Source organism: Alloscardovia venturai, from assembly GCF_042676605.1.
Classification (GTDB): Bacteria; Actinomycetota; Actinomycetes; order Actinomycetales; family Bifidobacteriaceae; genus Alloscardovia; species Alloscardovia venturai.
Map to the genome: position 1 here is coordinate 22,740 of NZ_JBHTHQ010000006.1, position 25,489 is coordinate 48,228.

25 protein-coding genes are annotated in these 25,489 nt (G+C 48.1%); 5 read left to right on the forward strand and 20 right to left on the reverse strand.

The features are described from left to right. Positions 1–18: 18 nt before the first annotated feature. The 4 genes from ACFQY8_RS00535 to ACFQY8_RS00550 are packed head-to-tail and all read right to left on the reverse strand — an operon-like array spanning position 19 to position 1,192. Entirely contained in the window at positions 19–273 is a 255-nt protein-coding gene (locus tag ACFQY8_RS00535; protein WP_377937591.1) for a hypothetical protein, read from the reverse strand. Beyond that, entirely contained in the window at positions 270–614 is a 345-nt protein-coding gene (locus tag ACFQY8_RS00540) for a hypothetical protein (protein WP_377937593.1), read from the reverse strand. The genes ACFQY8_RS00535 and ACFQY8_RS00540 overlap by 4 nt, the downstream gene beginning before the upstream one ends. Continuing rightward, entirely contained in the window at positions 604–798 is a 195-nt protein-coding gene (locus tag ACFQY8_RS00545) for a hypothetical protein (RefSeq protein ID WP_377937595.1), read from the reverse strand. The genes ACFQY8_RS00540 and ACFQY8_RS00545 overlap by 11 nt, the downstream gene beginning before the upstream one ends. Further along, positions 776–1,192 carry a hypothetical protein gene (locus tag ACFQY8_RS00550; RefSeq protein WP_377937597.1) on the reverse strand — a complete coding sequence of 139 codons (417 nt, stop codon included), beginning with the start codon at positions 1,190–1,192 and terminating at the stop codon, positions 776–778. The genes ACFQY8_RS00545 and ACFQY8_RS00550 overlap by 23 nt, the downstream gene beginning before the upstream one ends. A gap of 128 nt (positions 1,193–1,320) precedes the next feature. Here ACFQY8_RS00550 and ACFQY8_RS00555 point away from each other — a divergent pair, with 128 nt between their 5' ends. Further along, a complete protein-coding gene (locus ACFQY8_RS00555; RefSeq protein ID WP_377937599.1) occupies positions 1,321–3,165 on the forward strand; it encodes a DUF4037 domain-containing protein in 1,845 nt (614 codons plus the stop codon). Beyond that, complete coding sequence (locus ACFQY8_RS00560) at positions 3,162–3,782, forward strand: DUF4125 family protein (RefSeq protein ID WP_377937601.1); 621 nt, start codon at positions 3,162–3,164, stop codon at positions 3,780–3,782. Before ACFQY8_RS00555 ends, ACFQY8_RS00560 begins: the two co-directional genes overlap by 4 nt. Before the next feature lie 65 nt (positions 3,783–3,847). Here ACFQY8_RS00560 and ACFQY8_RS00565 read toward each other — a convergent pair whose 3' ends face one another. Further along, entirely contained in the window at positions 3,848–4,432 is a 585-nt protein-coding gene (locus ACFQY8_RS00565) for a hypothetical protein (protein WP_377937603.1), read from the reverse strand. Beyond that, positions 4,429–6,075: a PspC domain-containing protein gene (locus tag ACFQY8_RS00570; protein WP_377937605.1), complete on the reverse strand. Its 1,647-nt coding sequence runs from the start codon at positions 6,073–6,075 to the stop codon at positions 4,429–4,431. The genes ACFQY8_RS00565 and ACFQY8_RS00570 overlap by 4 nt, the downstream gene beginning before the upstream one ends. Before the next feature lie 114 nt (positions 6,076–6,189). Here ACFQY8_RS00570 and ACFQY8_RS00575 point away from each other — a divergent pair, with 114 nt between their 5' ends. Further along, positions 6,190–7,755 carry an ATP-binding protein gene (locus ACFQY8_RS00575; RefSeq protein WP_377937606.1) on the forward strand — a complete coding sequence of 522 codons (1,566 nt, stop codon included), beginning with the start codon at positions 6,190–6,192 and terminating at the stop codon, positions 7,753–7,755. Positions 7,756–7,797: 42 nt separating this feature from the next. Then, a complete protein-coding gene (locus ACFQY8_RS00580; protein WP_377937608.1) occupies positions 7,798–8,505 on the forward strand; it encodes a LuxR C-terminal-related transcriptional regulator in 708 nt (235 codons plus the stop codon). An 85-nt stretch (positions 8,506–8,590) separates the two neighbouring features. On the opposite strand, the gene ACFQY8_RS00585 is transcribed toward ACFQY8_RS00580, so the two are convergent. From ACFQY8_RS00585 to ACFQY8_RS00625, 9 genes are all read right to left on the reverse strand, one after another. Beyond that, a complete protein-coding gene (locus tag ACFQY8_RS00585; RefSeq protein ID WP_377937610.1) occupies positions 8,591–9,364 on the reverse strand; it encodes a Crp/Fnr family transcriptional regulator in 774 nt (257 codons plus the stop codon). Next, entirely contained in the window at positions 9,365–9,991 is a 627-nt protein-coding gene (locus ACFQY8_RS00590; RefSeq protein WP_377937612.1) for a DNA-binding protein, read from the reverse strand. A 50-nt stretch (positions 9,992–10,041) separates the two neighbouring features. Continuing rightward, a complete protein-coding gene (locus tag ACFQY8_RS00595; RefSeq protein WP_377937614.1) occupies positions 10,042–10,266 on the reverse strand; it encodes a heavy-metal-associated domain-containing protein in 225 nt (74 codons plus the stop codon). An 85-nt stretch (positions 10,267–10,351) separates the two neighbouring features. After that, positions 10,352–12,250 (reverse strand): heavy metal translocating P-type ATPase, encoded by a 1,899-nt coding sequence (locus tag ACFQY8_RS00600; protein WP_377937616.1) that lies wholly within the window; start codon positions 12,248–12,250, stop codon positions 10,352–10,354. A 91-nt stretch (positions 12,251–12,341) separates the two neighbouring features. After that, positions 12,342–12,644, reverse strand: coding sequence for a type II toxin-antitoxin system RelE/ParE family toxin (locus ACFQY8_RS00605; protein WP_377937618.1), 303 nt, complete (start codon positions 12,642–12,644; stop codon positions 12,342–12,344). After that, complete coding sequence (locus ACFQY8_RS00610; protein WP_377937620.1) at positions 12,616–12,879, reverse strand: type II toxin-antitoxin system RelB/DinJ family antitoxin; 264 nt, start codon at positions 12,877–12,879, stop codon at positions 12,616–12,618. The genes ACFQY8_RS00605 and ACFQY8_RS00610 overlap by 29 nt, the downstream gene beginning before the upstream one ends. A 320-nt stretch (positions 12,880–13,199) precedes the next feature. Beyond that, positions 13,200–14,384: a hydroxymethylglutaryl-CoA synthase gene (locus tag ACFQY8_RS00615; RefSeq protein ID WP_377937622.1), complete on the reverse strand. Its 1,185-nt coding sequence runs from the start codon at positions 14,382–14,384 to the stop codon at positions 13,200–13,202. Next, positions 14,384–15,751, reverse strand: a complete 1,368-nt coding sequence (locus ACFQY8_RS00620; RefSeq protein ID WP_377937623.1) for a hydroxymethylglutaryl-CoA reductase, degradative — start codon at positions 15,749–15,751, stop codon at positions 14,384–14,386. The genes ACFQY8_RS00615 and ACFQY8_RS00620 overlap by 1 nt, the downstream gene beginning before the upstream one ends. 51 nt (positions 15,752–15,802) lie before the next feature. Beyond that, a complete protein-coding gene (locus ACFQY8_RS00625; RefSeq protein WP_377937625.1) occupies positions 15,803–16,981 on the reverse strand; it encodes an acetyl-CoA C-acetyltransferase in 1,179 nt (392 codons plus the stop codon). A gap of 335 nt (positions 16,982–17,316) precedes the next feature. Between ACFQY8_RS00625 and ACFQY8_RS00630 the strand changes: the two genes are divergently transcribed. Next, entirely contained in the window at positions 17,317–19,278 is a 1,962-nt protein-coding gene (locus ACFQY8_RS00630) for an MFS transporter (RefSeq protein ID WP_377937627.1), read from the forward strand. A 121-nt stretch (positions 19,279–19,399) separates the two neighbouring features. Here ACFQY8_RS00630 and srtB (ACFQY8_RS00635) read toward each other — a convergent pair whose 3' ends face one another. From srtB (ACFQY8_RS00635) to ACFQY8_RS00655, 5 genes are all read right to left on the reverse strand, one after another. After that, on the reverse strand, positions 19,400–20,296 hold the full coding sequence (gene srtB, locus ACFQY8_RS00635; RefSeq protein ID WP_377937629.1) for a class B sortase: 897 nt from the start codon (positions 20,294–20,296) through the stop codon (positions 19,400–19,402). A 10-nt stretch (positions 20,297–20,306) separates the two neighbouring features. Further along, positions 20,307–21,293, reverse strand: a complete 987-nt coding sequence (gene srtB, locus ACFQY8_RS00640; RefSeq protein WP_377937631.1) for a class B sortase — start codon at positions 21,291–21,293, stop codon at positions 20,307–20,309. Between the two features lie 45 nt (positions 21,294–21,338). After that, complete coding sequence (locus ACFQY8_RS00645) at positions 21,339–22,610, reverse strand: DUF7601 domain-containing protein (protein WP_377937632.1); 1,272 nt, start codon at positions 22,608–22,610, stop codon at positions 21,339–21,341. Between the two features lie 105 nt (positions 22,611–22,715). Next, entirely contained in the window at positions 22,716–23,243 is a 528-nt protein-coding gene (lepB, locus tag ACFQY8_RS00650) for a signal peptidase I (protein ID WP_377937634.1), read from the reverse strand. Next, positions 23,240–25,351 carry a vWA domain-containing protein gene (locus ACFQY8_RS00655; protein WP_377937635.1) on the reverse strand — a complete coding sequence of 704 codons (2,112 nt, stop codon included), beginning with the start codon at positions 25,349–25,351 and terminating at the stop codon, positions 23,240–23,242. Before ACFQY8_RS00655 ends, lepB begins: the two co-directional genes overlap by 4 nt. Positions 25,352–25,489: the final 138 nt, after the last annotated feature.

Here is a 25,489-nt window from a genome sequence, read left to right on the forward strand (position 1 = left end):
TCCACACGCCCCTCGATACTACTTCACCATATCCGAGTCATGCGCAGCATCGAGTGCGCTAACCAAGGAAGACAAAGCATCATAGCGCTCATATGCCGTACTCATCACTGCGATGACGTAGTCGCCCTGCCTACTTTTAACTATTCCCGCATCATTTTGCGCGAGGAAATACTGATCGTCATCTATCCATCCAGCCTTTGTGTATGTACCGATACCAGAAGGAGATAACATCTGCTGAATAAACGAATTCGTCGGGTTTACATAGTAATTCATAAACCACGATTTTGCGCTATCATTTGCCAGTGCATCTTCCAACACAACTGAATTTTTCTCAGGGTTAGACTCTGTGGCACTTGTCCCGAAGAGATAGTCATACCCGAGCACCCACATCTTTGCGAGATTTGCCGATGACAGGAAATAGTATTTCTAGGCAGGATGTCGGCATCAAGATTCACTCCAGCCGTCCAATCGCGCAAATGCTGCACTCCAAACGTATCGTAAATGTCGTCATAGGCATCATTGCCTGAATTAGAAATTGTTTGATTGACCCACTCTTGTGTCTGCGCGTCAGGATTATGTGCATCTATAGCACCAGACCACAAGTCAGCAAGCACGACAGGATTTAATAGCCGAAGCACCGTAATGCGGGGCGTGAGGATCGTATCCAAGCGCATTCCCTGTCGTCATGTCGACGACGACAAAGGACACATCAGCGCCGTTACCCTCGATATCTTTTATACGAGCGTTGATAGTATCAGCATTCGCCTGACTGAGGTTAAATCCAGCCGTCTGAGTCAAACCTACTGTTAGGAAGGCTATCTATCCCCACCACACTCTGAAGCACAAGGTCGTTTACATCACCGTATTTTCCAGAACCTTTTGCAGTTTGCAATGCTGCCGCGCGAAACTTTGTACGCTTCGTCGCGCTCGTATTTGCGCTCCTGAGCTGCTCGATTTGAGTGCGTAGCGTTGAATTCGTTACAGTAAGTCCTATAGTGAATGCGACAGCTGCGACTATCGCCACGATAGCGATGGCATACCGTTTGCGTAAACTCTTATTTCCCGACAATGGGTGCGGAAAGATGCTGCGGAGTAGTGTGCGCACAGACGTCGCGAAAGAAGCAAAGAAAGAGATAAAAGAAGAAGTAGAAGAAGCGAAGCTCGGTGCCGTATGAGAAGTGTGAACATGCATTTTTCCACGACCATTACCTCGACTATGCTTACTCCCGTTATCAAACACCTTCTCACACGCTCAGCTCCTCAAAATCCTAACAGCACCACAAATCAGTTAGAATGTAACCATGCTTCAACGCGACTTCAATGCTGAAAAATTTTTCGCCGAGCTTGACCAGATTTTTTTCTGAGAACCGCGCCACTACAGATGCACTCCCCTACCTCGAGCGCGCTTTGAAAGATGCAAAACAGGCAAACAATGAGGAGGCAGAACTCACCGTCATCTGTGAGCTTTTGGGCTTTAACCGCTCTCATCGCCGTCACGCAGAAAATCATAAGTTATGCGAGCGCGCTTTGGCTTTGCGCGATGCACTCAGACTGGATGACACCGGGCAGGGTACAGTCGTACTCATCGATGTGGCTACAGCATATCGTGCGGCGGGTGACTATGAGAATGCTCGCACATGTTACGCTCTAGCTGAGAATGAAGCGTCTCACACATTGCCTAACACTGATCGTCGTAAGGCTTCGCTCTATAATAATCTTTCTCTTCTCTATAGTGAGACTGGGCAGCTTACACAGGCGAGGACTGCACTTCTTCACGCTCTTGATTTAATACGTATCGCGAGTGTGAATCCAGACGCGGATATCGACGTAGCAACGACATTGACAAATATTGGGCTGTTGGAGTTGCAGATTTTCAGCAAGAAGAATCCCGACAAAAAAGCACTTCCTTCTACTTTCTCCGAAACCCTCTCCGAGGCTCTCGCCCACACGAAGCAGGCGGTAGCTATGTATGAGAAGCATGAGGAGCTTCGTGCTTCTAGTCATTATGCTTCTGCGCTTGCTGGGTATGCGCAGGTGTTGTTTATGAATGGTCGTGCTCAAGAATCACTTGATTATTATGACCGCGCTCTCGGCATTATCAAAACGAAGTATGGCGAAGAGAGTGATTACTTTGAGACTACGCAGACAAATGCTGATATTGTGCGTGACTTTCTGAAAAAGAGTCCTGTGAAAGGTCGCACTCCGCACCAAGCGAGTAAGCAACGGCTTTCTGGGCTTGAGCTATCTCGCGCATACTGGAATGCTTACGGTGATGTGCTCTTTGGCGGATCCGATGGCATGAAAGATCTTCGCTCGCGTGCTGCTATAGGGCTAGCTGGGTATGGGTCGGAATGTTTTGGTTTTGATGATGAATTTTCTACAGATCATGATTTCGGTCCGCGCTTTTGCGTGTGGCTGACGAATGAAGATTTTCAGCAGTTTGGCGCCGAACTTCAAGAGAGGTACGACAAGCTGCCTTCGTCATTTTTAGGGTATGACCGTTCTGTCCGCACTCCACGAAATATCAGGCGTGACGGCGTGATGAGCATTGACTCATTCTTTATGGATACTGTAGCGCTTACGGCGGCTCCGACTGCATATGGCGAAGAGCACGTTTGGCTCTCTCTTCGTGAAGAGTTGCTTGCTACCGCCACAAATGGTCAGGTTTTTGCTGATCCTTTCGGCGCATTTTCCAGTCGCCGCAATGCCTTTAAACACATGCCCGAAGATGTAAGACTCTATCTCATCTCTGAGAAGCTTGGCATGATTTCTCAAACCGGTCAGTACAACTTCCCTCGCATGATGAAGCGCGGTGACGTGAGTGCCGCACGACTTGCTATCGCCGAATTTACGAATAATGTCATTTCACTAATATTTTTACTCAATAATCCCGCAAGCGTAGGGTACGCGCCGTACTACAAGTGGAAATTTGCCGCACTGCGTAAACTCAGCCGCCGCATGGGTACGCGGCTGACTGACCTGACGCCACTTCTTGAAGATAATCTAGGTGACCCACATAAGGATAAGATTTCTCGCATCTGCGCTCGTATCCTTGAGCAACTTCTTACCGATGGGCTGACCACATCTACGGAAGATTTCCTCGAATGGCAGCGACCATATATTGAAGAGCACATAACGCAGGAATTTAGAGAAAGGATATCATGAGTCAGAATCTCGACCTTATCGAGCACATCGTAGAGCAGGAATGGAAACAATTCCAAGACGTGAACAACGAAGGTGGTCCAGCGAATTGCCAAGGGAACTGGCCCACTTTCCGCGTAATGCGCATGAGCCAATTCCTTACGTGGAACGACGACGTTTTAGAAAGTTATGATACAGATCTCACAGAGTGCGAGACTACTCACCGCAACTTACTAACCGAGAAATATGCGCATATGATGGCAAGTACTGACCCACAGTATTACGAGCACAAACTCAAACCATACCTCGCGCACCTAGACCCCGAGCGCATCGCGCTTCAGGAGCATATCATCGCCCAGCAGCTTATATGGGCGAAGCGTTTCCATCAGCTTTACCCACATCTTGGCGAAAACATGCGCGTCATAGAAACTCGTGAGGACACACGTGACGTTACCAGTTTCGAGACTTATCTGCGTGGGGAGCTCAGTACGTATTCTGATGAGACTCTTCGCCTTTATGCGACAATGATAGAGCGATATGCTGCCGAGGATATCAATATCACCGAAGAGACAGTTTTGTGGACGGTAAAGCTCAGCGGCCACCCGAATCTGGCAGCCGCTGAGAAATACTTAGCTGGGTAAAATGCGTGCGATACTACCTATTCGCAGTTATCACAGCATGAGCCCATGAATCGAGGAGAGGAGAATCATCGGAGTTCATCGTCAGCTGGAGCTGTATAGGCATCATCGTGCTCATCACTATCCTGTTGTGACTTCTCCTCTTTCCGCGAGCTACGAATCCCCATCACGATAGCAACGACAACAAGAACGACTCCGCTCACTACGAGCGCACCGATGATGAAATTGCCCGCGTACCCATATACAGTCGGTCCCATGTGAGGGAAGGTGAGGACGATGGCGACGCACATCACAGCGAGAATGAGACCCACAATTGCGTAAATTACCGCAGCGACGTTGATACCCGTCTTTTCTGCCACTTTATCCTTCCACCGCACTTGAGTAGGCTGGCGATAAGGCATGCTCGCATACATAGGCGGTTGCTGTACATATGGTTGCTGAGGATTTTGCGGACCGTTCTGTGGTTGTGGAGCGCTCTGTGACGATTGCTGATTTTGCTGTGTCTGCGCATCGCCATCAGCACCATTAGTATCATTAGCGCCATGTGAGCTATTTGCAGTACTGTCCACTTTTTCCGTACCTCCTGCTTGCGACTGCGCTTCCCAGAAAGCTGGGTTTATCGCAGGATTACCAAAATTATTTAAAACTGTCATTGTTGAGCCTCCACATTCAGGCGAGCAAAGATAAGAGTTGCGTTGAGATATAGATCTGGCTTCTCTGTCTTGTTTATAACTTGGTTAAATTGGTTCCGGAAATCGTTCTTCACGACAGTGTCGAGGTTCTTCTCTTTCCAATCCTGAAGCCAATCTTCTAAATCACTTTCTGAATCAACATCTGAAAGGTCAGCAAGGGAGTCCTGCACGAGTTCTGTGCTCTCATCGGACCTGTCATGCGAATCGACGTAGTCTTGCAAAGTCCGTCTAAACTGCTCAGCAAGTTCTACGCACTGAGTATCAGCAGCAGAGTTACCTACGAGGTTATCACTCCAGCCAGCGCCAAACGAGTTGAGACCTTCCCTGTTATAGCCACACCCACGAGGAAGTTTTACAGTCACATTTACTGCTCGCGCGTAGATACCCATATGTCCTGTAGGGCAACCAGAATCTACCCACGTACCATCTACTTTCTTATGTTTATGAGTGCCTTCTACGTCTTTCCAATTTCTTAAGTCGATGGTGACGTTGCGCGTGCGGTAGCGTCCCGAACTGGTAAACGCGACACCTTGCTGGAGTTGCTTATCGAAACTCTTTGACGCTTTAATAGTCGTGTTTTCTTTCGTCAGTACAACGGTGGAATACGACTTAATATTTGCAGCAGTACCCGCCTCGTATGCGAGAGCTCCATACGCCGGAAGTAAACTTCCCAAGCACAGCACCAAGCACAGACCTGCCGCAGTTCCATATCCAGCACTCTTACGTCCCATTAATGCGAGTACAAGTGTGACGACAAATAGTCCAATGGTCAGGCAGGCAAACCATGTAAAGACGAGTAACGCCAAGTTCACAAAATCAGTAGAAGCGATGTGGAGTACGTTTTTGCCTACAAAGTATGTAGCAGCGATAGAGAAGAGAACAGCTGCGAGGACAAGGAGCCGAAGTACCGGTCCTGCGCTCTTGCGCTTATACACTACTCGTTCGCGTTCGATAATGCGTGGAACGACGGGCTGCACACGTGGGGTGGGCTGAGCAGCAGTCCCCTGAGCAGAGGAAGGTTGAGCAGGGAAAGACTGCGTAGGTGGCGTGGCATAGTATGCAGTATCGTGATTGTAAGGTTGCCAAGGAGCAGCCTGCGGCTGCGTATAATGCGTATAATCCTGATATTGCTGTGACTGCGGTCCAGGCTGTTGCGGTCCGAGGTGCGATGGCTGAGGCTGTTGCATGTCATTAACCGTTTGCCAATTCTCAGGATTTCGAGCTTGTCGTGAAGAGTATGCTACGAGAACGAAGAAGAGAAGGACAGTTACCATTCCCCAAAAAGTCAGAAACGTAGTCATACCTGCGATGACCAGGAAGATAGTCGACACGACTGCTTCCCCTGACCAATTGCCACGGATCATTTCCTCAAAAAGGATACGACCATGAGTATCTGGCAGGAGAAGCCATGCAAACACGTATGCCAAAATGCCCGAACCAGTAAGTATCAGCAGGAGTGCAAGAGCACGCACGAGAGCTCTATCCCAGCCGACGCGGCGCGCTATACCTGCGCACACGCCACCTATCCAGCGGTCATCGCCACGCACGATTTGCGAAGAGCGAATCCAATCGAAAAATTTTGAAAGTCCAGTATCGTTGTTCATGGTTTCATTATGATGAGAATTTTCTTCTCATGTCATGGGGGACACCCCTGAATCTCCCCTTGTTTTTGTCTCTCACTCCCGACTTTCCAACCCCTATCGTGCATAATAGGGGGTATGAGTCCACGCACTGATATCGCTCCTCTCGCTCGTCCACTTGCACGAGCGCAGTTTCCTTTGATACGCCCTATCCACGGTCGTATATTTGCTGGAGTATGTCGAGGCATCGCGCTTCATCTCGGTATGAAAACGTGGCACGTTCGCCTTATCTTCAGCATCATGGCAGTGTTCGGCATCGGCTTTATCATTTACGCGTTTCTCTGGTTTACCGTTCCGTCAAAGGACGAGGCAGAAGTAGCAGCCGAGCATTACTCACCTCAAGCTTCACAAGCCGCATTATCATACGGAAATCATAGCGCTCCTCAGTCGTATAGTGCTATCAATTCAGCAAACCTCAATATGCCCTCCAAAGTGGTACATACACTAAGCTCTGCTTTCATACCATCAGCCCACGTCAGCTCGCCAGTTCAGACAGATACCCAAGCACCATCTCAAACGCGCACTGCACAAAAGCAGCAACGTCATGAAACGTCCCAGAAGACAAATGAACCGACACTGTGGAGCTTAATCGGTCTCATTGCAGCATCTTTTGTGGGAATCTTCTTCATCATTGCGACCATGATGCAGAGTAATATCATCTCGAGCTTTATCGGCGCTGAACTTTTCGTCAGTATGTTTCTCGTGGCTGTCGAATGGACATTTTTTGAACGTTTCACGCGCGGAAAACTCATCGTCACTTTAAGCACCGTCGGACTATTTACCCTATGCCTTCTTTTCTTCTATGTGAGGCTCTATGGATATACCGGCGAGGAATTTGCCAACCATTTCTGGGGTGTCTTCATCGCTATGATAACCGTGGCGCTAATAGCTGCGCCGTGGCTTTCCTCGTCGAGTAGAGCACTTGCTAAGGAGACCGCACGCAAACAGCGCGAAGAAGAGCGAGCAGACATGGCGGCACACCTTCACGATTCCGTGCTCCAGACGCTTAATCTCATTCGGCAGAATGCCACTGATTCAGAAACGGTGTCACGTTTAGCTCGCACTCAAGAGCGCGAACTGCGCCGCTGGCTCTACGAAGACCGTAAAGTGGCGAGCGATTCTATCGTGAGCAGCATGAAATTGGTTTCTGCACAAGTAGAGGACACTTTTGGCAAACAAATTGACGTCATCACCGTGGGGGATGCCGTGCCTGATGAGCACAGCCTTGCGCTCGTCGATGCAGCGCGTCAGGCGCTTACGAACGCTAGTATCCACGGCGCTGAGCCTATTTCGCTGTACGTCGAGGCACGCCCGGATGCGCTAGAAGTATTTGTACGAGACCACGGAAATGGTTTTGATGTCAACTCTATTCCCGAAGACCGCATGGGAATTCGTCACTCCATACAAGGTAGAGTAGAGCGTGCAGGAGGTAGCGTGACAATTGTTTCTCGGCAAGGGTGGGGCACAGAAGTGCGGATGAAACTTCCGATGGTAGTATCAACGGCGACACCAGTATCATCGCCGTTAGCGCCGACACAGACGCCGGCACAAACGTCAACACAGACGGTACCTGCGCAGGTGCCGACACAGACGTCAAATTCAAGGTTTGCGCAACCACCGCACGCTAGTGTCAATGCACACTAAACTCTGGCACGTGGCTTATGCACTACAAGGAGAGAGCTAAAAATGAGTAAAAAGATTCGAGTCGGTGTAGTAGATGACCATGAAATGTTTCGCGCAGGCGTCATCGCTGCCGTCTCTAACGCACCTGACATCGAAGTCGTAGGGCAAGCAGGCGACGTGGAAAACTCTATAGATATGATTAGCCAGACGAAGCCCGATGTAGTGCTCCTTGATGTTCATGTCCCCGGAGGAAACGGCGGCGGAGGCGCGGAAATCCTTACCCGTTCCAAGCAGCTCTCCCCTGACTCTACATATCTAGCTCTCTCCGTTTCCGACTCTGCTGAAGACGTGGGAGCAGTCATTCGTGCAGGTGCACGAGGGTATGTCACTAAGGCGATACACCCTAACGAGCTTATCTCCTCCATTCATCAAGTGCGCGATGGTTACGCCGTCTTCTCTCCACAGCTTGCAGGCTTTGTCCTCCAAGCATTCCAAGGCACTTCTACAAGCTCATCGGGTGATCTTACTTCTACTTCTGTATCTGGGTCAGAGCCAAACCTTTACGATGATGAAGAACTTAATTCTTTGAGCGAGCGCGAGCAGGAAGTTATGCGGCTCATTGCGCGTGGCTACACGTATAAGGAAGTAGCTGCTGAGCTTTTCATTTCGATTAAAACTGTGGAAAGCCACATGTCGAAGGTACTGCACAAATTGCAGTTGTCCAATCGTTCACAGCTCACTCGATGGGCAGCGCAGCGCAAGATCGTTTAAGTTTTGTTGAGTTGAGCGGTGCGGACATCCACAGTCGCAGCAGCTACGGCCTATCCCGCTTCCTTTCTTAATTCTTCATTTACATTTATGCTCTTGATTTAAGAATACGGTAGTGAGAGTTGTCAATCTTCTCAATACGCCTCTCACTCGCGAGCGCGGAAATAGTGCGAGATATGGTTTCAGCCGTCGTACCTAAGAATGTCGCTATGTCCTTCCAGCTAACGGGAACTGCGATAATGCCGTTCTCTTTTCCTACGCTCAAATCGCTGAGGTATGCCATGACTCGGTCTTTCACACGCGTGCGAGTGAGGTAGGAATTTTGTCGCTGGAGCTGATTGTTTGCATAGACAGTTGCTTTGAGCAGCTGGAAGCTCAAATCTGGCATGCGCACGAGGAGATTGTGAAAATTCTCTGCTGTAATGAAGCACACGTCGGACGATTTGTCTGCGATGATGAAGGTGTCGTCATTGCTGTGGCCAAAAAGCCAACTCTCACCCACATGATCACCACTACCGAGCACGGTTTGCAGGTGCTCTTTGCCATCTGTCGTATAGCGCGTGACGCGCACCTGCCCGTTCTCGACGATAAGCATACCCTTGGCATCGTGAGGAGAGAGGATGACATCCTCGCGCTGTACATGCTTATGATGTACGAGATGCTCTATCTGGACCTGACTTTCATAGGAAAGTGAACGAAATATCGGAACATGTGAAACACACAGTGCTTGTTGCCTTGTAGCTTGTTTCTTCTGTTCTTTGTCTTTCGCTGAGCAGTGCGTTCCGTGGATTTCATGTACCTCATGTGCAGCGCACGGAGTATGTGTCGCGTCAGGCGTGTGGTGGAGTTGGCTATGGTTCATTTATGGTTCTTCTTTATCATCATCGCAGTTGCCATCGCGGTCCTGTCTGAGTTCTTCCTTAGTCCTGTCCCAGTCCTCATCGCGAGCATTAAGACCGGTCAGCCCGTCAGCAAAATCATGACCTAGGAATTTCTGTCCTGCTGCTATTTGCTCTCGCATCCAAGCATAGAGCTCCTTGAGCACATCTTCCTGCTCGTAGTGCTTCTCCTCTACTGCCAACGAAATTGCCCTTGTGATGAACATGAGCTGGATATCAAAATCATTGATAAGGTCGAAAAGCTGCTCTTCACCACTCTTAAACTTCATCTCCCATGACTCGGTAAGCATAGAAAACTCGCCAAATTGGGAAGTGAGAGTAGGCACGAGGTCATCTTCAGCCACAAGAGCACGATTGAGTCTGTAGGAAAAATCAGCTTCCTTCTCCTGCCACTTCACGGCGTAAGTTTCAAGGAATTGAGATGCGCTACCTTGAGCAAACAGCGCCACCTGCTCGATTTTTGCCCTATGTACCCACAGGTTTGAAGTTACATGTCCTATCATCGCTCCAGCAGTAGGATTGTGGTGCTCCTCATCGCTACGCTTCTTCTCTGCTTCAAACTTTTCTTCCCATGTCATTGCTGTGGTCATTGTTACTCCTTAAATTTTTTGAAAGACTTCCGCTATATTTCAGCGTTTTCTTACTCGTCTTTTACCGAGAATTTCTCTACAAGATATCCCAGCCCCTCCACTGTGTTAATCACGGTTTGTGGGTCTGTAAGCGGATCCATGTGCGCCTTAACTTTTCCTGCGTTGAAGAGGACTTTGGTGTCATGGACACCCTCTACCGCCCCTACAGCAGATTCGATCTTGGTCATGCATGATGGGCATGTCATTCCGCTGAGTTTGAGTGTGAGCTGTTTCATAACTTCTCCTTGCTATCGTTACGTTGTTTTTTCGTTTTGTTGCCTTTATTGTGTCGCACATACGCCGTGCTGTAATTGACAACTATCAATTTTTTGGATTTTTTCTTCGGACGAATCGCATGGCATTTGCGATGACGATGAGGATGCTTATTTCGTGAATAAACATACCTGATGCCATGTGGATATAGCCGACGAAAAGTCCAATGATGAGCAGTATCACTGTGGCGAGTGCGATGGCGATATTCTGGTACATTACTGCCATAACTTTCTTTGAGAATGTATATGCAGTAGCAAGTTGCGAAAGTTCAGAGCGGGTAAGGACGATGTCGGAGATGTTGATAGCGACATCCGTACCGCTTCCCATGGCAATTCCCACATCCGCTGTCGCAAGTGCGGGGCCGTCATTGATGCCATCACCGACGAAGACGACCTTATGCCCCTTACCTTTAAGAGAGCTTTTCAGAGAGTGAACCCACGCTTCCTTATCTTGGGGAAGTAAGTCCCCATGTACTTCACCAAAATCAAGGTCTTTGACGACATCCTCCGCCGTGGACTGAGCATCTCCAGAAAGAAGGATGAATCGCGTATTTTTATTTGTCTTGCGAATCTTTTCTAATGCTTGCGGCGTATCTTCTTTGAGGGTATCGGCAATTTCTAGAGCATAAGATAGCTTTCCATCCACTGCCATGAGCACGTGAGATGTTGTTTTTCCTAGTTCAAGCTCGCCGTGTACGATATCGTTTTCATCAAGAAGACGCTCGTTCCCCACTAAAACCTGATGATCTGCAATATGCGCAGATATACCTTTACCGCGGAATGTTTGGACGTCTCTTACCGGTAGTAACGGCATTGGTGTCAGCTCGTTGTGATTGTCTTCTTCACGCTGATATGGGTTCGCCCACTCAACGATGGCCGTAGCGAGAGGATGGTCCGATTCAGACTCCGCACTCGCGAGGAGTTGGCGGTTGTAAATTTCACCTCCGTATACGTTGACTGATCGAACTACTTGTGGCTTACCTGTCGTAATTGTCCCCGTCTTATCAAAGATGAAAGTGTCTGCGCGACTAAGAGCTTCAAGTACAGATGCTCCCTTCGCCACGATACCTTGCCATGCCATGCGGCCAATTCCAGCAACCGTAGCCACGGGGACACCAATCACGAGTGCTCCTGGACAACCGAGAACGAGCACCGTGATAGCAAGCTTGACATCACGCGTAATGATGCCGACCATCAAGCCAAGCAGGAGAACGATTGGCGTGTAGTACTTCGAGAAGGAGTCAATAAATCGCTGCTCTTTCGTTTGGCTATCTTGTGCTTCTTCCACGAGCTCAATGAGTTTGCCAAAAGTAGTGTCTTCGCCGACTGTTTCTGCCTTCACTACAAGTGTCCCATTGGTGAGTGTCGTACCGGCATAAACATGTGAATTGAGCTCTTTAGTTGCTGGCTTTGACTCACCGGTGATACTTGCCTCATCAACGTATCCCTGACCATCAGATACCACGCCATCAACGGGGACGTTCGCACCGGATTTGACAAGGACATAGTCACCCGGCTCGATATCATCCACGTCAATTTCCACAGCATCTCTGCTTGATGGGTCGTTAACCTTAAGAGCTGTCTGTGGCGCGAGATTTGTGAGGTCTTTGATGGATTCTCGCGTCTTCGCAAGAGTAAGCTCTTCGAGCACATCACCGAGCGAGAAAAGCCAGACAACTATTCCTGCTTCGCTAAATTCGCCAATTATCAGTGCACCTATGACGGCGATACTGACAAGAAGTTCGATAGATACGACCTTATATCGAAGCGCACTTACCGCCTTCAGTACAAGCCCTACCCCACCTATGACAGTGACCGTGATATACCCCGCAACGCTCAGCCACGTAACTTTCGTAATCGAACCTATAACGGCGAGCGCGAGAAATACAGTCATAACCGCCAGAAGTATCTTCTTGTACCGAGCGAGAAACTGCATAAATTGAGACATAGCATGCTCCTTTCATCAATCTAAAAGCACACTATCTCACGAAGAGCTAGAAGTAATTGATAACCGTCAAGTACGGTAGAGATTCTGTCAGTTAGTGCTTGAGAACCTCATCATGACTACCTGTACGTAAGAACACAACGGTTCCATTTTCTTTCGTATATATCAGAAGCCAATCCGACTGAACGTGAAGCTCACGCCACCCGATATAGTTTCCACGCAAGGCATGGTTTTTAAATTTAGTTCTTAGTGCAGTCACATTACCACTAATCACAGCTCGCTGAGCAGCAAGAAGAAGCTCAATATTGGCATGCTTCTTCTTAAGCCGTTTGACATCTCGTATATGCCGTTCTGAAAACTCTATCGCATCACAGGTTTCGTATGTATTCTTCTGCATCTTCGCACCTATCAAAATGCATGCGAGGAGCACGAATTGCTTCATCAACAATCTGCTCGCGCTCACTACTCGCTACTGGCTTAAATGGGATACTACGAGTAACAATTACTTGCTTGAGGAACAAATTAATTGCCGAGGTCAAATCCATTCCTATACTTTCGAGAACTATTACAGCTTCATCTTTAACTTCTTGATTTACGCGCACTTGAAGTCGTGCACCAGCTTTTCTTGGCATTATTACTCCTTGTTGTATCTTGAGAGCCATATTACATCATTTACTCCTTATAATTCAATATATGTACTCACAACGGAAGTACATTAAATGCTATTTATACATTCAGTATCATATGTATCTCTCAAAAGACGCCACGGTTATTCAACATTGTGTACCAATGTGGATAACCGTGTCGCATACCACACTCAAGCATCAGTCAGAAATATGCATACTACATACATAAAAAGGTCGTCTACCTAAACTCTTAGGTAGACGACCTCACCCAATGAAATCTCCAAGTCCCTCAGCCGGTATATCAACCTCGCTACTCGGCTGACGCCCTAGCCAATCCGCTTGTACTTGCGCTCCTGACCTTCTACACCTTCGAGCACGAAAGAACCGCAGAAATACTTCTCATCCGCAACATAGTCTTGAGGTGAGTATGGCGCAACATTATTGAAAATGCGCTCATACTCTTCTACGCTGACCTGGCGGCGGTTATCGAGTATTGCAGCATGTTCTTCGCTATACAACGCAGCACGATAGCCTTCTACTAAACGCCCCGTGAAAAGTTCTCCTACAGCTCCAGAACCATAGGAAAAGAGTACAAGCTCATCATCAGCTTGCAATGTATCATCCAACTCCAGCAAAGAAATCAAGCCAAGATAGAGCGACCCTGTGTAAACATTGCCCACGCGACGTGAATATTGAATCGACTTGTTAAACCTCTCTTCAAGAAGCGAACGTGCCTCATCACAGACCTCAGTTATCTCAAAGAGACGCTTTAGCCCCTTCGCACCCATTTTCGTATACGGCAAGTGATACAAAAATGCCGCAAATTCAGATGCCGACCGGCCGGTTCGCGCAGCATAGTCAAGCCACACATGCTCGAAGAATTCTAGGTATTGCTCAGTAGAGTACTTTCCACGTGCCAATGCTTCGTCCGTATATACAGGGCGCCAAAAATCCTGAATCGATCCAGAATATACGCATGTATCATCGTCAAGCTCAAGGATGCGCGGATTGGAACTCACCAGCATCGCCACAGCCCCACCGCCTTGAGTCACTTCTCCTCCAGACCCCAAGCCATATCGAGCCACGTCTGCAGCGATGACTAGAGCCTGCTTATCTGGATGTGCAGCTACATAATCTCGCGCAGTCATGAGCCCAGCAGTGCCGCCGAAACACGCTTCTTTAATCTCCATGCAACGCACGCTATGTGGCAAACCCAGTAAATCATGAATATACAGCGCGCCCGCCTTGGATGCATCAACTCCCGACTCTGTGCCAAGAATGACAAGACCAAGCCGATCGGGATCAATATCGTCAAGCATACGCAACGCAGCTGTAGCTCCCATAGTCACTACATCTTGCGATCCTGGAATCACAGCTTGCTGATCTTGCCCAATTCCGATGGTGAACTTGTCAGGATCTACACCGCGCGCAACGGCTAGCTGGCGAATATCAAGGAAATACGCCGGCGTATACATGCTGATACGGTCAATACCGATTGCGGAATATGTCATTAGTTTCCCTCTCCTTGATTTTCACGATGTTTGTGCTCTGTTTCCATCTGGCGTTTTGAATTAATCTGCTCCACAAATTGAGCCGCGCGCGCAGACGTCCTCTCAGCAGGTTTCAACTTTCTCAATAATGACGCCACTACGTCGATGTCATCGCCTTGTGCTCCAGCGGCGATGGCGAGAGCGTTCATCTGGAGATTCATATGACCCGCCTGAATGCCAGGCCCTGCTAGTGCACGTAAAGCGGACAGATTTTGAACAAGTCCAAGAGCTGCGAGGACGTTCTTAAACTCGGCGACATTCTCATAGTGCCCCATTCGTCGCGCAACTCCGGCAAGTGGGATGGAACTTGCCGCTCCACCTACGATCCCCACTTGAAGCGGAACTTCAATGTGACCGCACAAATTCCCCGCATCATTGACATACCAACGAGTAAGTGGCATATATGACTGACCTCGCCCCGCGTAAGCATGCGCGCAAGACTCTACAGCGCGGGTATCATTTCCCGATGCAAGTACCGCAGAAGAAATGCCATTCATAATGCCCTTGTTGTGCGTTACCGCACGGTCGTAGTCCGACACCGCAAGGTCAGACAGCAACGCGATACGCTTCACTAACTTTTCTGATTCAACTCGTGAAGCGCCACGAAAAGCGACAGCTTGAGGCGTAAGCTCAACGTGCGCGGTCGTAACGCTATCATTTCCAGCGTTCGACAAAATAGCCACTAGAGGCTTTATCCCAAAGTATTCTGGGCTTTCAAGGGTATGCGAAATCGCCTCAGCGATAGTATTTACCGCATTCGCTCCCATAGCATCGCACGGATTCACCACAAGTACCGTTTTTACAAAACGATTATCCGGCGTCTTCTCCACAAAGAGAGCCTCTAGTCCGCCACCGCGCGCATGCATACTCGGAAGCGCCTTCCGAGCAATTGCACGCAACTCAGCTTCACATGAAACCACAACCTGCTTGAGCTTGTCATACGACACATCGTGGGCAGCATAGACGACCTCGCCTCGCACGCGGCTTTCTTGAGTATGCGCAACTACGCCCCCACACACTGCACTCATATGAGCTCCATGAGAAGCCGCTGCAACGACAGAGGCTTCCTCTACCACCATCGGCACGGTGTAATCCCTGCCATTAACACGCAACCCGCGCACCACTCCCATCGGCAGCGCGTATTGCGAAATTTGATTTTCTATAAGATGTGAAGCCGCATCGGGAGAAAGTATGCCGCACTCATTGGCCTGCGCCAACACACTTATGTCGACATCAGATAGGACACCTGATGCGCTCAAAACTTCTAAGCGCCCTAAAGGAGAGAGCCGATAAAATTTCCGTTTTTTACTCTCGTCGCTCTCTACCATTGCCCCGTTCTTCGCCTCCACACCGTCGTTACTACTCGTTGATGCTATTCACTACTGAACTTCTACTTGCATTGCCACGCCTATACCGCCGCCCACACATAAAGCAGCTACTCCATCATGCGCATGTCGCGCGCGAAGAGCATGGATAAGAGTGGTAAGGATACGAGCCCCCGAACATCCCAGCGGATGCCCCAAAGCAAGAGCACCACCATTGACGTTCAGCTTCGACTCATCAAGCTTGAGCTGCTGTGCCACAGCGACAGACTGAGCCGCGAACGCTTCATTGACTTCTACCAAGTCCATATCGTTTAATGACGAGCCAGTAGCTTTCATCAGTTTTTCAATCACATGTTTCGGCGCATACCCCATAAAATCAGGGTCGATACCACCTTCACAGTACCCTTTAATCTCTGCTAGATATGAGATTCCTTGCTCTTTGGCACGGTCTTTACTCATTAAAATCAGAGCAGAAGCGCCATCGTTGATACTACTTGCGTTACCTGCTGTGACGGTACCGTCATCCATGAAAGCCGGTCGAAGTGCAGCGAGTTTCTCGAGGGATGTATCAGCGCGCGGAGCCTCATCTTTATCTACGATAGTGTCGCCTTTACGGGTACGAATCGCGACGGAGACAATCTCCTCATCAAATGCACCAGCGCTCATCGCGGCTACAGCTTTATGATGAGACTCTAACGCGAACCTATCTTGCATTTCACGCGAAATGCCGAATCGCTGTGCGACGTTTTCAGCGGTCTGCCCCATCGCTTCACTAGTAAATGCGTCGGAAAGTCCATCGCGGTAAATTGCATCTACCATCTCCGTATTGCCATAGCGGAAACCATCGCGAAGCTTCGGTAGATAGTGTGGAGCATTGCTCATAGATTCTGTACCACCGACAAGAACTATGTCAGCGTCTCCCATCACGATGGCTGCCTGCCCGAGCCTCGCTGCTTTAAGTCCCGACCCGCACACTTCATTAATGGTCATCGCGGTAGAGCCTGTAGCCATTCCAGATTTCAAGGCAATCTGCCGTGCGACATTCTGTCCTGAATTTGCTTGAAGGACATTTCCAAAAATCGCTTGATCGATAGTGTCGGGAGATATTCCAGCACGCTCTATTGCTGCTTTGGCTGCACATGTGCCTAGCTGCACTGCAGTAAGAGAGGACAGCGAGCCTCCGAATTTCCCTATGGGAGTGCGTACAGCACTTACTATAACTACATCGACCATAACCCTAAAAGTGTACGATTTTTCGAACCTATAGAGGAGGGCTTTGCGCTCGTTTGCGCAAATCTCCTACAAATGTTATGCCCATTATGCCGACAGCACAGCATTGACAACCAAAAAGCAGCACCATTACGAAATAATAATCTTGTGTAGAGTTTGTGAATATCACTTACGAGCTCTTGCAATTTTTAACTAGACTCGAAACGTTATTCTCTTTTCCCAATGGTGCGTATATCGCTGAAAAACAGCGAGGATACCATGCGCCCAAAGTCGCGGAATCCTAGCGCGAATTTTCTGGAGTAAAAGCTGAATTGAAGAAAGATATGAAGGAGATTTCTGTGTCTGAAACACAGTCTGAAGTAGCACGGTCAGGCGCTACACAAGCAGGCGCACCTATGCATAAGCGCCCTCAGGTCAAGCACCCATACCTAGTGCTCATGGCACTCTTAATCGGTGCATTTACAGGCATGTACAGTGAGACAGCCATCAACATTATCCTGCCACAGATTGGCGGACAGTTCCACGTTGCTACAGCTACCAGCCAATGGCTCGTCATCGGCTACATGCTTATGATTGGTTTTGTACTGCCATTTAGCTCAATTTTGACGAAGCACTTTACTATTAAGTCCTTGGCTATCTTCGCATTGTCAGCATTTACCATTGGCGCCGTTATCTCTGCCGCGGCTCCGACATTTGCAATTTTGCTTATTGGTCGCGCAATTCAAGGTATCGGCTTGGGCATCGTACTTCCTCTCGCTTTCTCAATGGTGATGGAAGTCATGCCTCCACAAAAACTCGGCGCAGCGATGGGCATGGTATCTCTGATTATCATGCTTGCGCCGGTCGTCGGTCCAACTTTGGCAGGTATTTTAACCGGCATTGCAAGCTGGCGTTTGGTATTCGTCTCTATTGCCGTCCTCGGCGTTATCGGTCTTGTATTCGCCTTTATGTTCCTCATCAGCCCTATGGAGCTGACCAAGCCTAAGGTTGATACCCTGTCCGTCGTTCTCTCCGTCATCGGCTTCGGCGGTGTCGTGCTTGGCGCGGGTATGGCTTCAGAATTCAGGTGGATCTCTGCGCCTGTACTCAGTGCGCTCATCATCGGTATCGCAGCACTCATATGGTATTCCATGCGCCAACTTAAGCAGGAAATTCCTGTCCTCAATCTTCGTGCATTTACTTTCCGCGACTTCGCCATCGGTACTACCCTCGTAATGCTTAACTTCGGCATCACCTTGAGCGTCATGTTCCTCATTCCACAGTTCTTCCAGTACTCTTTGGCTCTCGGCGTCTCTCTCGCAGGTGCTTTGATGCTGCCAGGCGGTATCGTGAACGCTCTCACTTCTATGCTTTCCGGTCGTGCTTATGACAAAATTGGTGCAAAGAAACCGGCAATCCTCGGTTTCTTCATCACTATCATCGGCATCGTTATGATTCTTGGCGCTATCTTCGCGAATGCGCTCAATCCTGCCCTCATCGTTACAGCGCATATCATTATGATGATTGGTGTACCTCTGGCAATGAGCCCTATGCAAACTTATGCTCTCGGCGCTCTTCCACGCAAGTACAATGCTGATGGATCTACCATTATGAACACCTTGCAGCAAGTCGTCGGTGCAGTTTTCACCGCTGTCACCACTTCCCTCCTCACGGCAGGGGTAGCAGCCGTGCACGGTTCTAAGGCAGCACAGTTTAGCAATGGTACAAAGTACGGTCTCTATTTCGCTCTCATTATGGCTATCCTTGGCTTCGTGGGTGCTTTCTTCATTAGCGACAAGAAGAAGGCAGAGACTCACGAAGAAGCAGCTGAGACTCCTGCGGCAGTTGACTCTACTGAGATTGAGCCTGCATTGATGACTCTTATGAAGACAGATGTGTACACGGTATCCGAAGATACTACTGCGATGGAAGCTATGCGTTTGTTTACGTCGCATGGAATTTCTGGCGTTCCTGTGGTTGCAGCAGACGGTAAGCTCAAGGGCTTCGTCTCTGATGGAGACGTATTGAATTTGCTTGCTGACCAGAATCCTGAATTTACGAGTTTCTACTCTGCGGTCATCGAAAGCAACAGTGACAGCTTCTCTAAGCGCGTGCGCAACAATCTCGATACTCCAGTGTCCGAGATTGCGACGAAGAATGTCATTTCTGTCGATGTCACTGACTCTATGTCTCATATCTGCGAGGTTCTCGTAGCCAAGCACTTGAAGAAGGTGCCAGTAGTTGACAGCGCACACGGCGGAAAGATGGTCGGTATCCTTAACCGCTCTGATGTCCTGAAGTTTGTGGTGGAGCAGTACTAACAGTATTAGCAGTACTTTCCTTTACGTTTTACGTTTCCCGCGTTTGAAATTACAGAAATTATATAATTGCCTGGGTCTTCATGGACTCAGGCATATTTTTACCGTTTAAGCCGCTGAACTACTACGTTTTGCTCAGGGAGCCATGTCGCGCCGTACGCACTATCAGGGTAATTAGCACAAGAATCACGATAAGCAACACGATAATAATTAGCCATAATATCCACAATGCTATGGAGTACCTTCCGCTGATATAGTCTATAGCTCCTGCAACGGTATACAGGACGGAATCAGTGCGCCCTCCAGCAAAAGGGTCTTCATGCACTGTATCCGTGATTTTAGCGAGAAGGATGTGACGCCCGTTCGTTACACTCTCATAGCATGTACTCAACATGACGATATGATCGGCAGAGGAAACCGATACATTACGCATAAGCTGAGCTTTGGACAGTAAATATTTGTAGTAGGCGTTCTTCTGCTCAATGTCTGAAATATGTGGCGTATAGACTTCTTTGTCATACGCATCGACTTGGAGAATCGCGAAGACATCAAGTCCTCGCATACGACCGTCATAGTAAATACTGCCGTATTTATGAGAGTCGAAAAATTGCGCATTCGTAAAACGCTTGATATCACCAAACATATATCCATGAATGGTATCGTGCCCGTAAATAATGGTGTTGAAATCCTTGAATTGCGCATTACTCCGGTAGTCTAAGAATGGCGCTCCCAGCTCAGAATAATTCCCCTGCGGATCCGTTTTAAGATATTTCTTGTTATCCGTCGTGTGAAGAAGCGGATAGTCTACATGCGTGCCATACACGTTAATCCAACCGACCACTTCAGGATTAATGCGCTGGAGCTTGGAGAATCCCTGCTCTGATTTGTCTTTCTCCGCCGCGATAGCGCTGCGAATCGGCATAACGGCACCTACCATGCAGGCAACAATTGCCAAAACTGCCGCGATGATACTGACACGGCGGCGTGCAGAACGAGCATACGTACAGAAATACCTAATCATAAGCATCACTCTATGCCTTGTCGTCTGCAAGTTCCTTATCACGCGCTCTCTTTCGCTGGGTCGCACGGTAAAGCACAATGAGCAGGAGAACGATAATGAGTATCAAGATAAAGATAATGAAGTACCACACCCATAGCGGGATATTTCTGAGTAACCGCCCAAAGGTCGAGTCGCCGAAAACGTTATATGGGAACGGGTCGTTGTTCACCTTCTTAAACGTATTAGGATGAACTTTATCCGTAATCTTGGCAAGAACGATGTGGCGCCCGTTCGTCGCATTAAGATAACATGTGCTCAGGAGCACAATCGAGTCGTGCGGACCGACAGAGATATCACGTTTATGTGCCGTGTGTGCAAGAATGTTACTGAGATACTGCATACGCTGAGCATCGCCACGAATACCAGGATTGTAAATATCTCCATCGTATGCATCGACTTCCATCACGCCAAAAATCTCAAGACCTCGCTGCTTACCGTTGTAGTAAATGCTCCCATACTTGTGACTGTCAAAGAATTTCTTGTCCATAAAGCGCGAAAGGTGCCCGAACATAACACCACTATCTACGTGATGTCCGTAAATAATAGAGTTAAAATCGTCAAAATTCTTGCTATTACGAGAGTCCAAGAAAAGTGCGCCGGTTGCGCTGTATTCTCCTAAAGCATCTGTATTAATGTATTTCTCATTGTCATGCCCCTGCACAACGGGATAGTCTACATTTGTTCCATAAATGTTAATCCACCCCATAACATCAGGATTACGTTTTTGCAGCTGCTTAAACCCAGTGAAAGTCTCTAGTGGATCTTTCCCCTGCTGAGCTTGCGGTTTATATGACTCGTACTCGCTCGGAGATGCAGCTGCATAGACCTGCTGTGAGTCCCACAAAGCATAAAACCCAAGAAGGAAGAGTAAAGCTGCAAGGATTAACAAAATATTGCTTATGATGCTATCAAGCACCTTAACAATGATTTTTCCTGTGCTCTTCCTATCTTGGGTCATTTTTCTATCTCTTAATGGCTCTTACTTACGAGGGATGATTCTCACTTAAGCACGACGGTTGCGACGTGCGATAACGAGACCTGCGAAGAGAGCTACAGCCACACCAATCATAACGATGAACGGGAGGTTGTTGATAAGCAAACCAGTTGCAGGAACATCATCAGCGTATGTGTTGGTGACGTCGTTGGTATTGGTCTTCTCACCTACGAGGTAAGTAGCACTTGCTGGAGTTGTGAGAGCAGCATTCTTCTCGCCGTTAACTTCTACAGCTGCTGCACCGTTCTCTACAACCTTTGCAGATGGAGTGTAGTGTGCTGTACCATTTTCAGTCAAAGTGTAGCGTACACCAGCTGGGAGAGAGTCAAACTCAAGCTTCTCGCCGTGCTTCAAGGTAAAGGTCTGAGCCTGACCTGCAGTGAATGTTACAGGTGTCTTGGTGCCGTCCTTAGCAACCTTGTTTGCAGTGTAGGAAGTTTGGATTGGATCATTAGTGGTGTCATGCTGTGGAGCTGTGAAGGTAAGGCTGAAGGTGAAGTCCTTGTTCTTGTCGCCAAGACCGTTTGTATCAGCTACAGTCTTCGTGATAGTCAAAGCCTTCTTTGTGTCATCTACAGTGCTTGGGTCCTCTGGAGTCTTGCCTGCCTCTTTGGTGTAAGTGTTCTTGAAGAGGTTGTAAGAGTGGGAACCTGGAGCAATTGGCTCAACCTTGGTGGAGCTGTCAGCGTCATGACCTGCAGCGTCCTTTGTCTGTCGGAAGTATACAGAGGAGATGTACTTTGCACCATTGTTATCCTTAACAATGACGTGCATCTCATACTCAGACTTGTCGAAGTCCATCTTGTCGACTGTCTGACCGTTAGAACCAGTCAATGCAGTAAAGCCTGTGTTTGCTTCAGAAACTGTATAAACATACTCACCGGTAGCGGTGTAGGTCACACCGTCAAAGAGGTTTGCAGTTTCCTTATTAATCTTGCCAGTGTAGCTGTCAGATGCAGTAGTACCATTTGCAACGGTGTTCTTGTCACCATTTGCATAGTTGACAGTCTTATCTGCAATTGCAGGAGTATCTGCAGCAGAGTTTGTATCTGAGCCCTTAGCAGCAAACTTAAAAGTAAATGTTGCATTTGGAGCGGTGACACCCTCTGGAATGTTCAAAGTCTTGGTAATGGTAACTTCAGCGCTAGTACCAGCTGCGCCGGAAGTTGTGGTAGCACTTGTGTCATCTGCGAAAGCGGTCGCACCGCCGACGAGCAACATGCTTGTAGCAGCTACAGCTGCAAGTGAAGAAGTGATTCTTCCCATGATATTTTTCTTCATATTTTTCCTTTATCTCTTTTACTCTGAGCTGCGAAAGCAGCTACGTTTATGTAAAAATTACTGATTTCTGATAATGGCATCTCAGCAATGTCAGTATGTGCTCTGCTAGAAATTGCGTCTGCGCATAAGCATTACCACTTTGCCATCTGTACGTTGAGAAGGTATCGGGCCAAATACTCGACCATCCACTGCGCTTTCGCGGTTATCCCCCAAGGCAAAAACTTGACCTTGTGGGACTTTCAGTGGAAACTTCACTCCCTTTCTGTACAGCAAAGTATCAGTGTAAATATTGTCTTCTTGCTGCACTGCGCCGTTGACGATCAATCCTTTGTCAGTGATATTGACTGTGTCTCCAGACGTCGCAACCACGCGCGCAACTCGCATTTTCTTGTCATAGTGATAAGCGAAAATATCACCCACCTTATATCTCTTGTCTAGACGATAGTAAACAACTAAATCTCCGTCTTTGACGGCAGGACTCATGCCATTGTCGTTGTAGCGGACCACTCCAAACAGGAAGAAATAGACTGCACAGAGTGCCACTGCAACAAGCACGATTTTGCCGAATAGATACAGCAAGTCATCCCATACAGTCACTTCCTTCTTTGCATGCTTTGTGTGTTCCTTTTTCATGAACGTTTCGATGCCTTACCCAAGCCAACTCCAAGACCGCTGAGCAGAAGAATTGCTCCAGCAAGTATGACGCCTACGGTGAGCTGAGTTGTCGAGTTAGTATCGGTATGAGTTGCCGTTTGCGGTACGTATGGCAAAGTGTTCGTGACCGTCACAGTCATATCTGTGCTGAGCGTACCTGTCTGATTCTCATACGTCGCAGTGTAACCCTTTGCACTTGCCTGATCTTCTGTCACGGAATATGTCGCATTCAGTGGCATACGGTCGATTGTTATACTCTGACCATGCTTGAGCTTGACATCAGTTGTACCGTTAGTAAATGTGACCTTCTGGTGAGTAAGCGTATCGGAGTTCTCTTGCTGGACTGTCGCATCATATTCACCGTTAAGTGGAGAACCATCTTGAGACTTAGCGGACACATGCAACGTGAATTCTTTCGACTTATCTGCTAAGTCGCCAGATACTTTCTTCGCTACGGTCAGCTTTGGCAGCTGACGATAGACAATCTTGTAGCTCGGATTTTGGTCAGTTCCAACGTTCTCGATAGTCTTGGTAAACCCATCTACGTCAGTAGATGTAATGGAGTATGTATGACCCTTAGCAGCACTACCAAACGTGCCTTGGTTTGTACCCTTTTGTATGGTCAACGAGCGATAAGATGCGTCCTTACCATCTTGGTGTAAATTCACATCGATAGAGTCTGGTATGTCCGACTGGTGAATCGCGTGCCACTCCACGGTGACAGGGATTCCATCAATCTTTGATGGTGTAAAGACTGGGTTATCATCATAATGCTTGGTGACAGGATTACTAACATCCGTACCAGTACCATATCGATACGTTATATACGCATCTTCATTTGAATGAAGTTCAGTCACATGAGGATTGTCAGCAATCTCGTCAAATGCTGCTTGCGATGCCTGCACCTTAAATCGTACTTCGTATGAAGCGCCATCCTCCAGCACATAGTCATCAGCAAACTTAGCAACTACCTCAACTTTGCCTTGGGCATTCGCCGTGCGGGAGAACGTCACCTGATTCGAGTTGAGTTCAGTCACATTGCCACTTGCATCAGTCTTCGTCATGCGGATGTCAAATGCACCGTTAGGAAGCTCGACATACTTAGAGAGAATATCCGTAATGCTTACTTGGCGCAGTGCAAGAGAAGAAATCTTATCAGCAATCTTCTTGAAGGAATCAGCAAGCTCATGTTCATTATTTGCAGAGAAAATTCCCTGTGCATCGCTATTTGCTACGCCTGTGCTCTGTACAAGACTATGAATAGTGTTCAATGTACTTTGCGCCGAAGTTCCATAGTCGATGGAATAGAATCCATCGATAGAACCCACCTGCGCCAAGTCGCGTCTTAGTGCACTTCTAAGGTCGTGTTGGAAAGCAGAGCCGCTAGTATAGTCGCCATCTTTCAGTGTATATCCGCGCTCATCATAAAAATGAGTCGCCTCACCATCAGTAAGGAGAACGATAACTTTCTTTGCATTAGAGCGACCTGAGTGCAACAATTCTCCAGCACTACGAATACCTGCGCCAATATTGGTTCCACCGCAATATCCACTACCGCAATAATCCTTCGCAAGCTCCAAATTCCTTGCCGCGGTATTTGCTGTATTTAAATTGCCAGTCCACTGCAACGACGTCCAAGAATCATCATACGCATCTCGAGCAAACCCTCCCTGCCAGTAATCATGGTCATCATCCAGACCACCGAAAGAGACGAAAGATACACGATTATCTGGATTTGAAAGTACGGTCTTCAGGAAGCCATCTTGACCGCCATACCCCACCAAGGCTCTCTTCAAACCTTCGATACGGCTAATACCAGTCGACATATTATCTTCCATACTGGTGGACATATCCGCCACAAACACGACGTCCATCGGGACTGTCTGTATAGCAGAGCCGTTCTTAGGCAGAAGGCTTAATGCTAATTCGTACTGGTCATCCGTACCAGCAATCTTTGTGATAGTTTTCTTCAACGTCGTCGTAGGCGCTACATCTTCGGCCTTCACTGGGGGAATCGCAAAAAGCGTAGCTACAATCGTAACTAACGCCACGCAAAACGCTAAGAGCCCTCTCCAGTATCTCTTCATCTTTCCCTCCATCACGAACCACAATCTTGTGTGTTCTTCCAAACTTCTATAGTCACTTTAGGAATGGGGGGGACATTTTTGAGTGATATCTAAAAAATCTTGTCTTTTCGAAAGCAGTTCTTTGGGATATTTTAACGG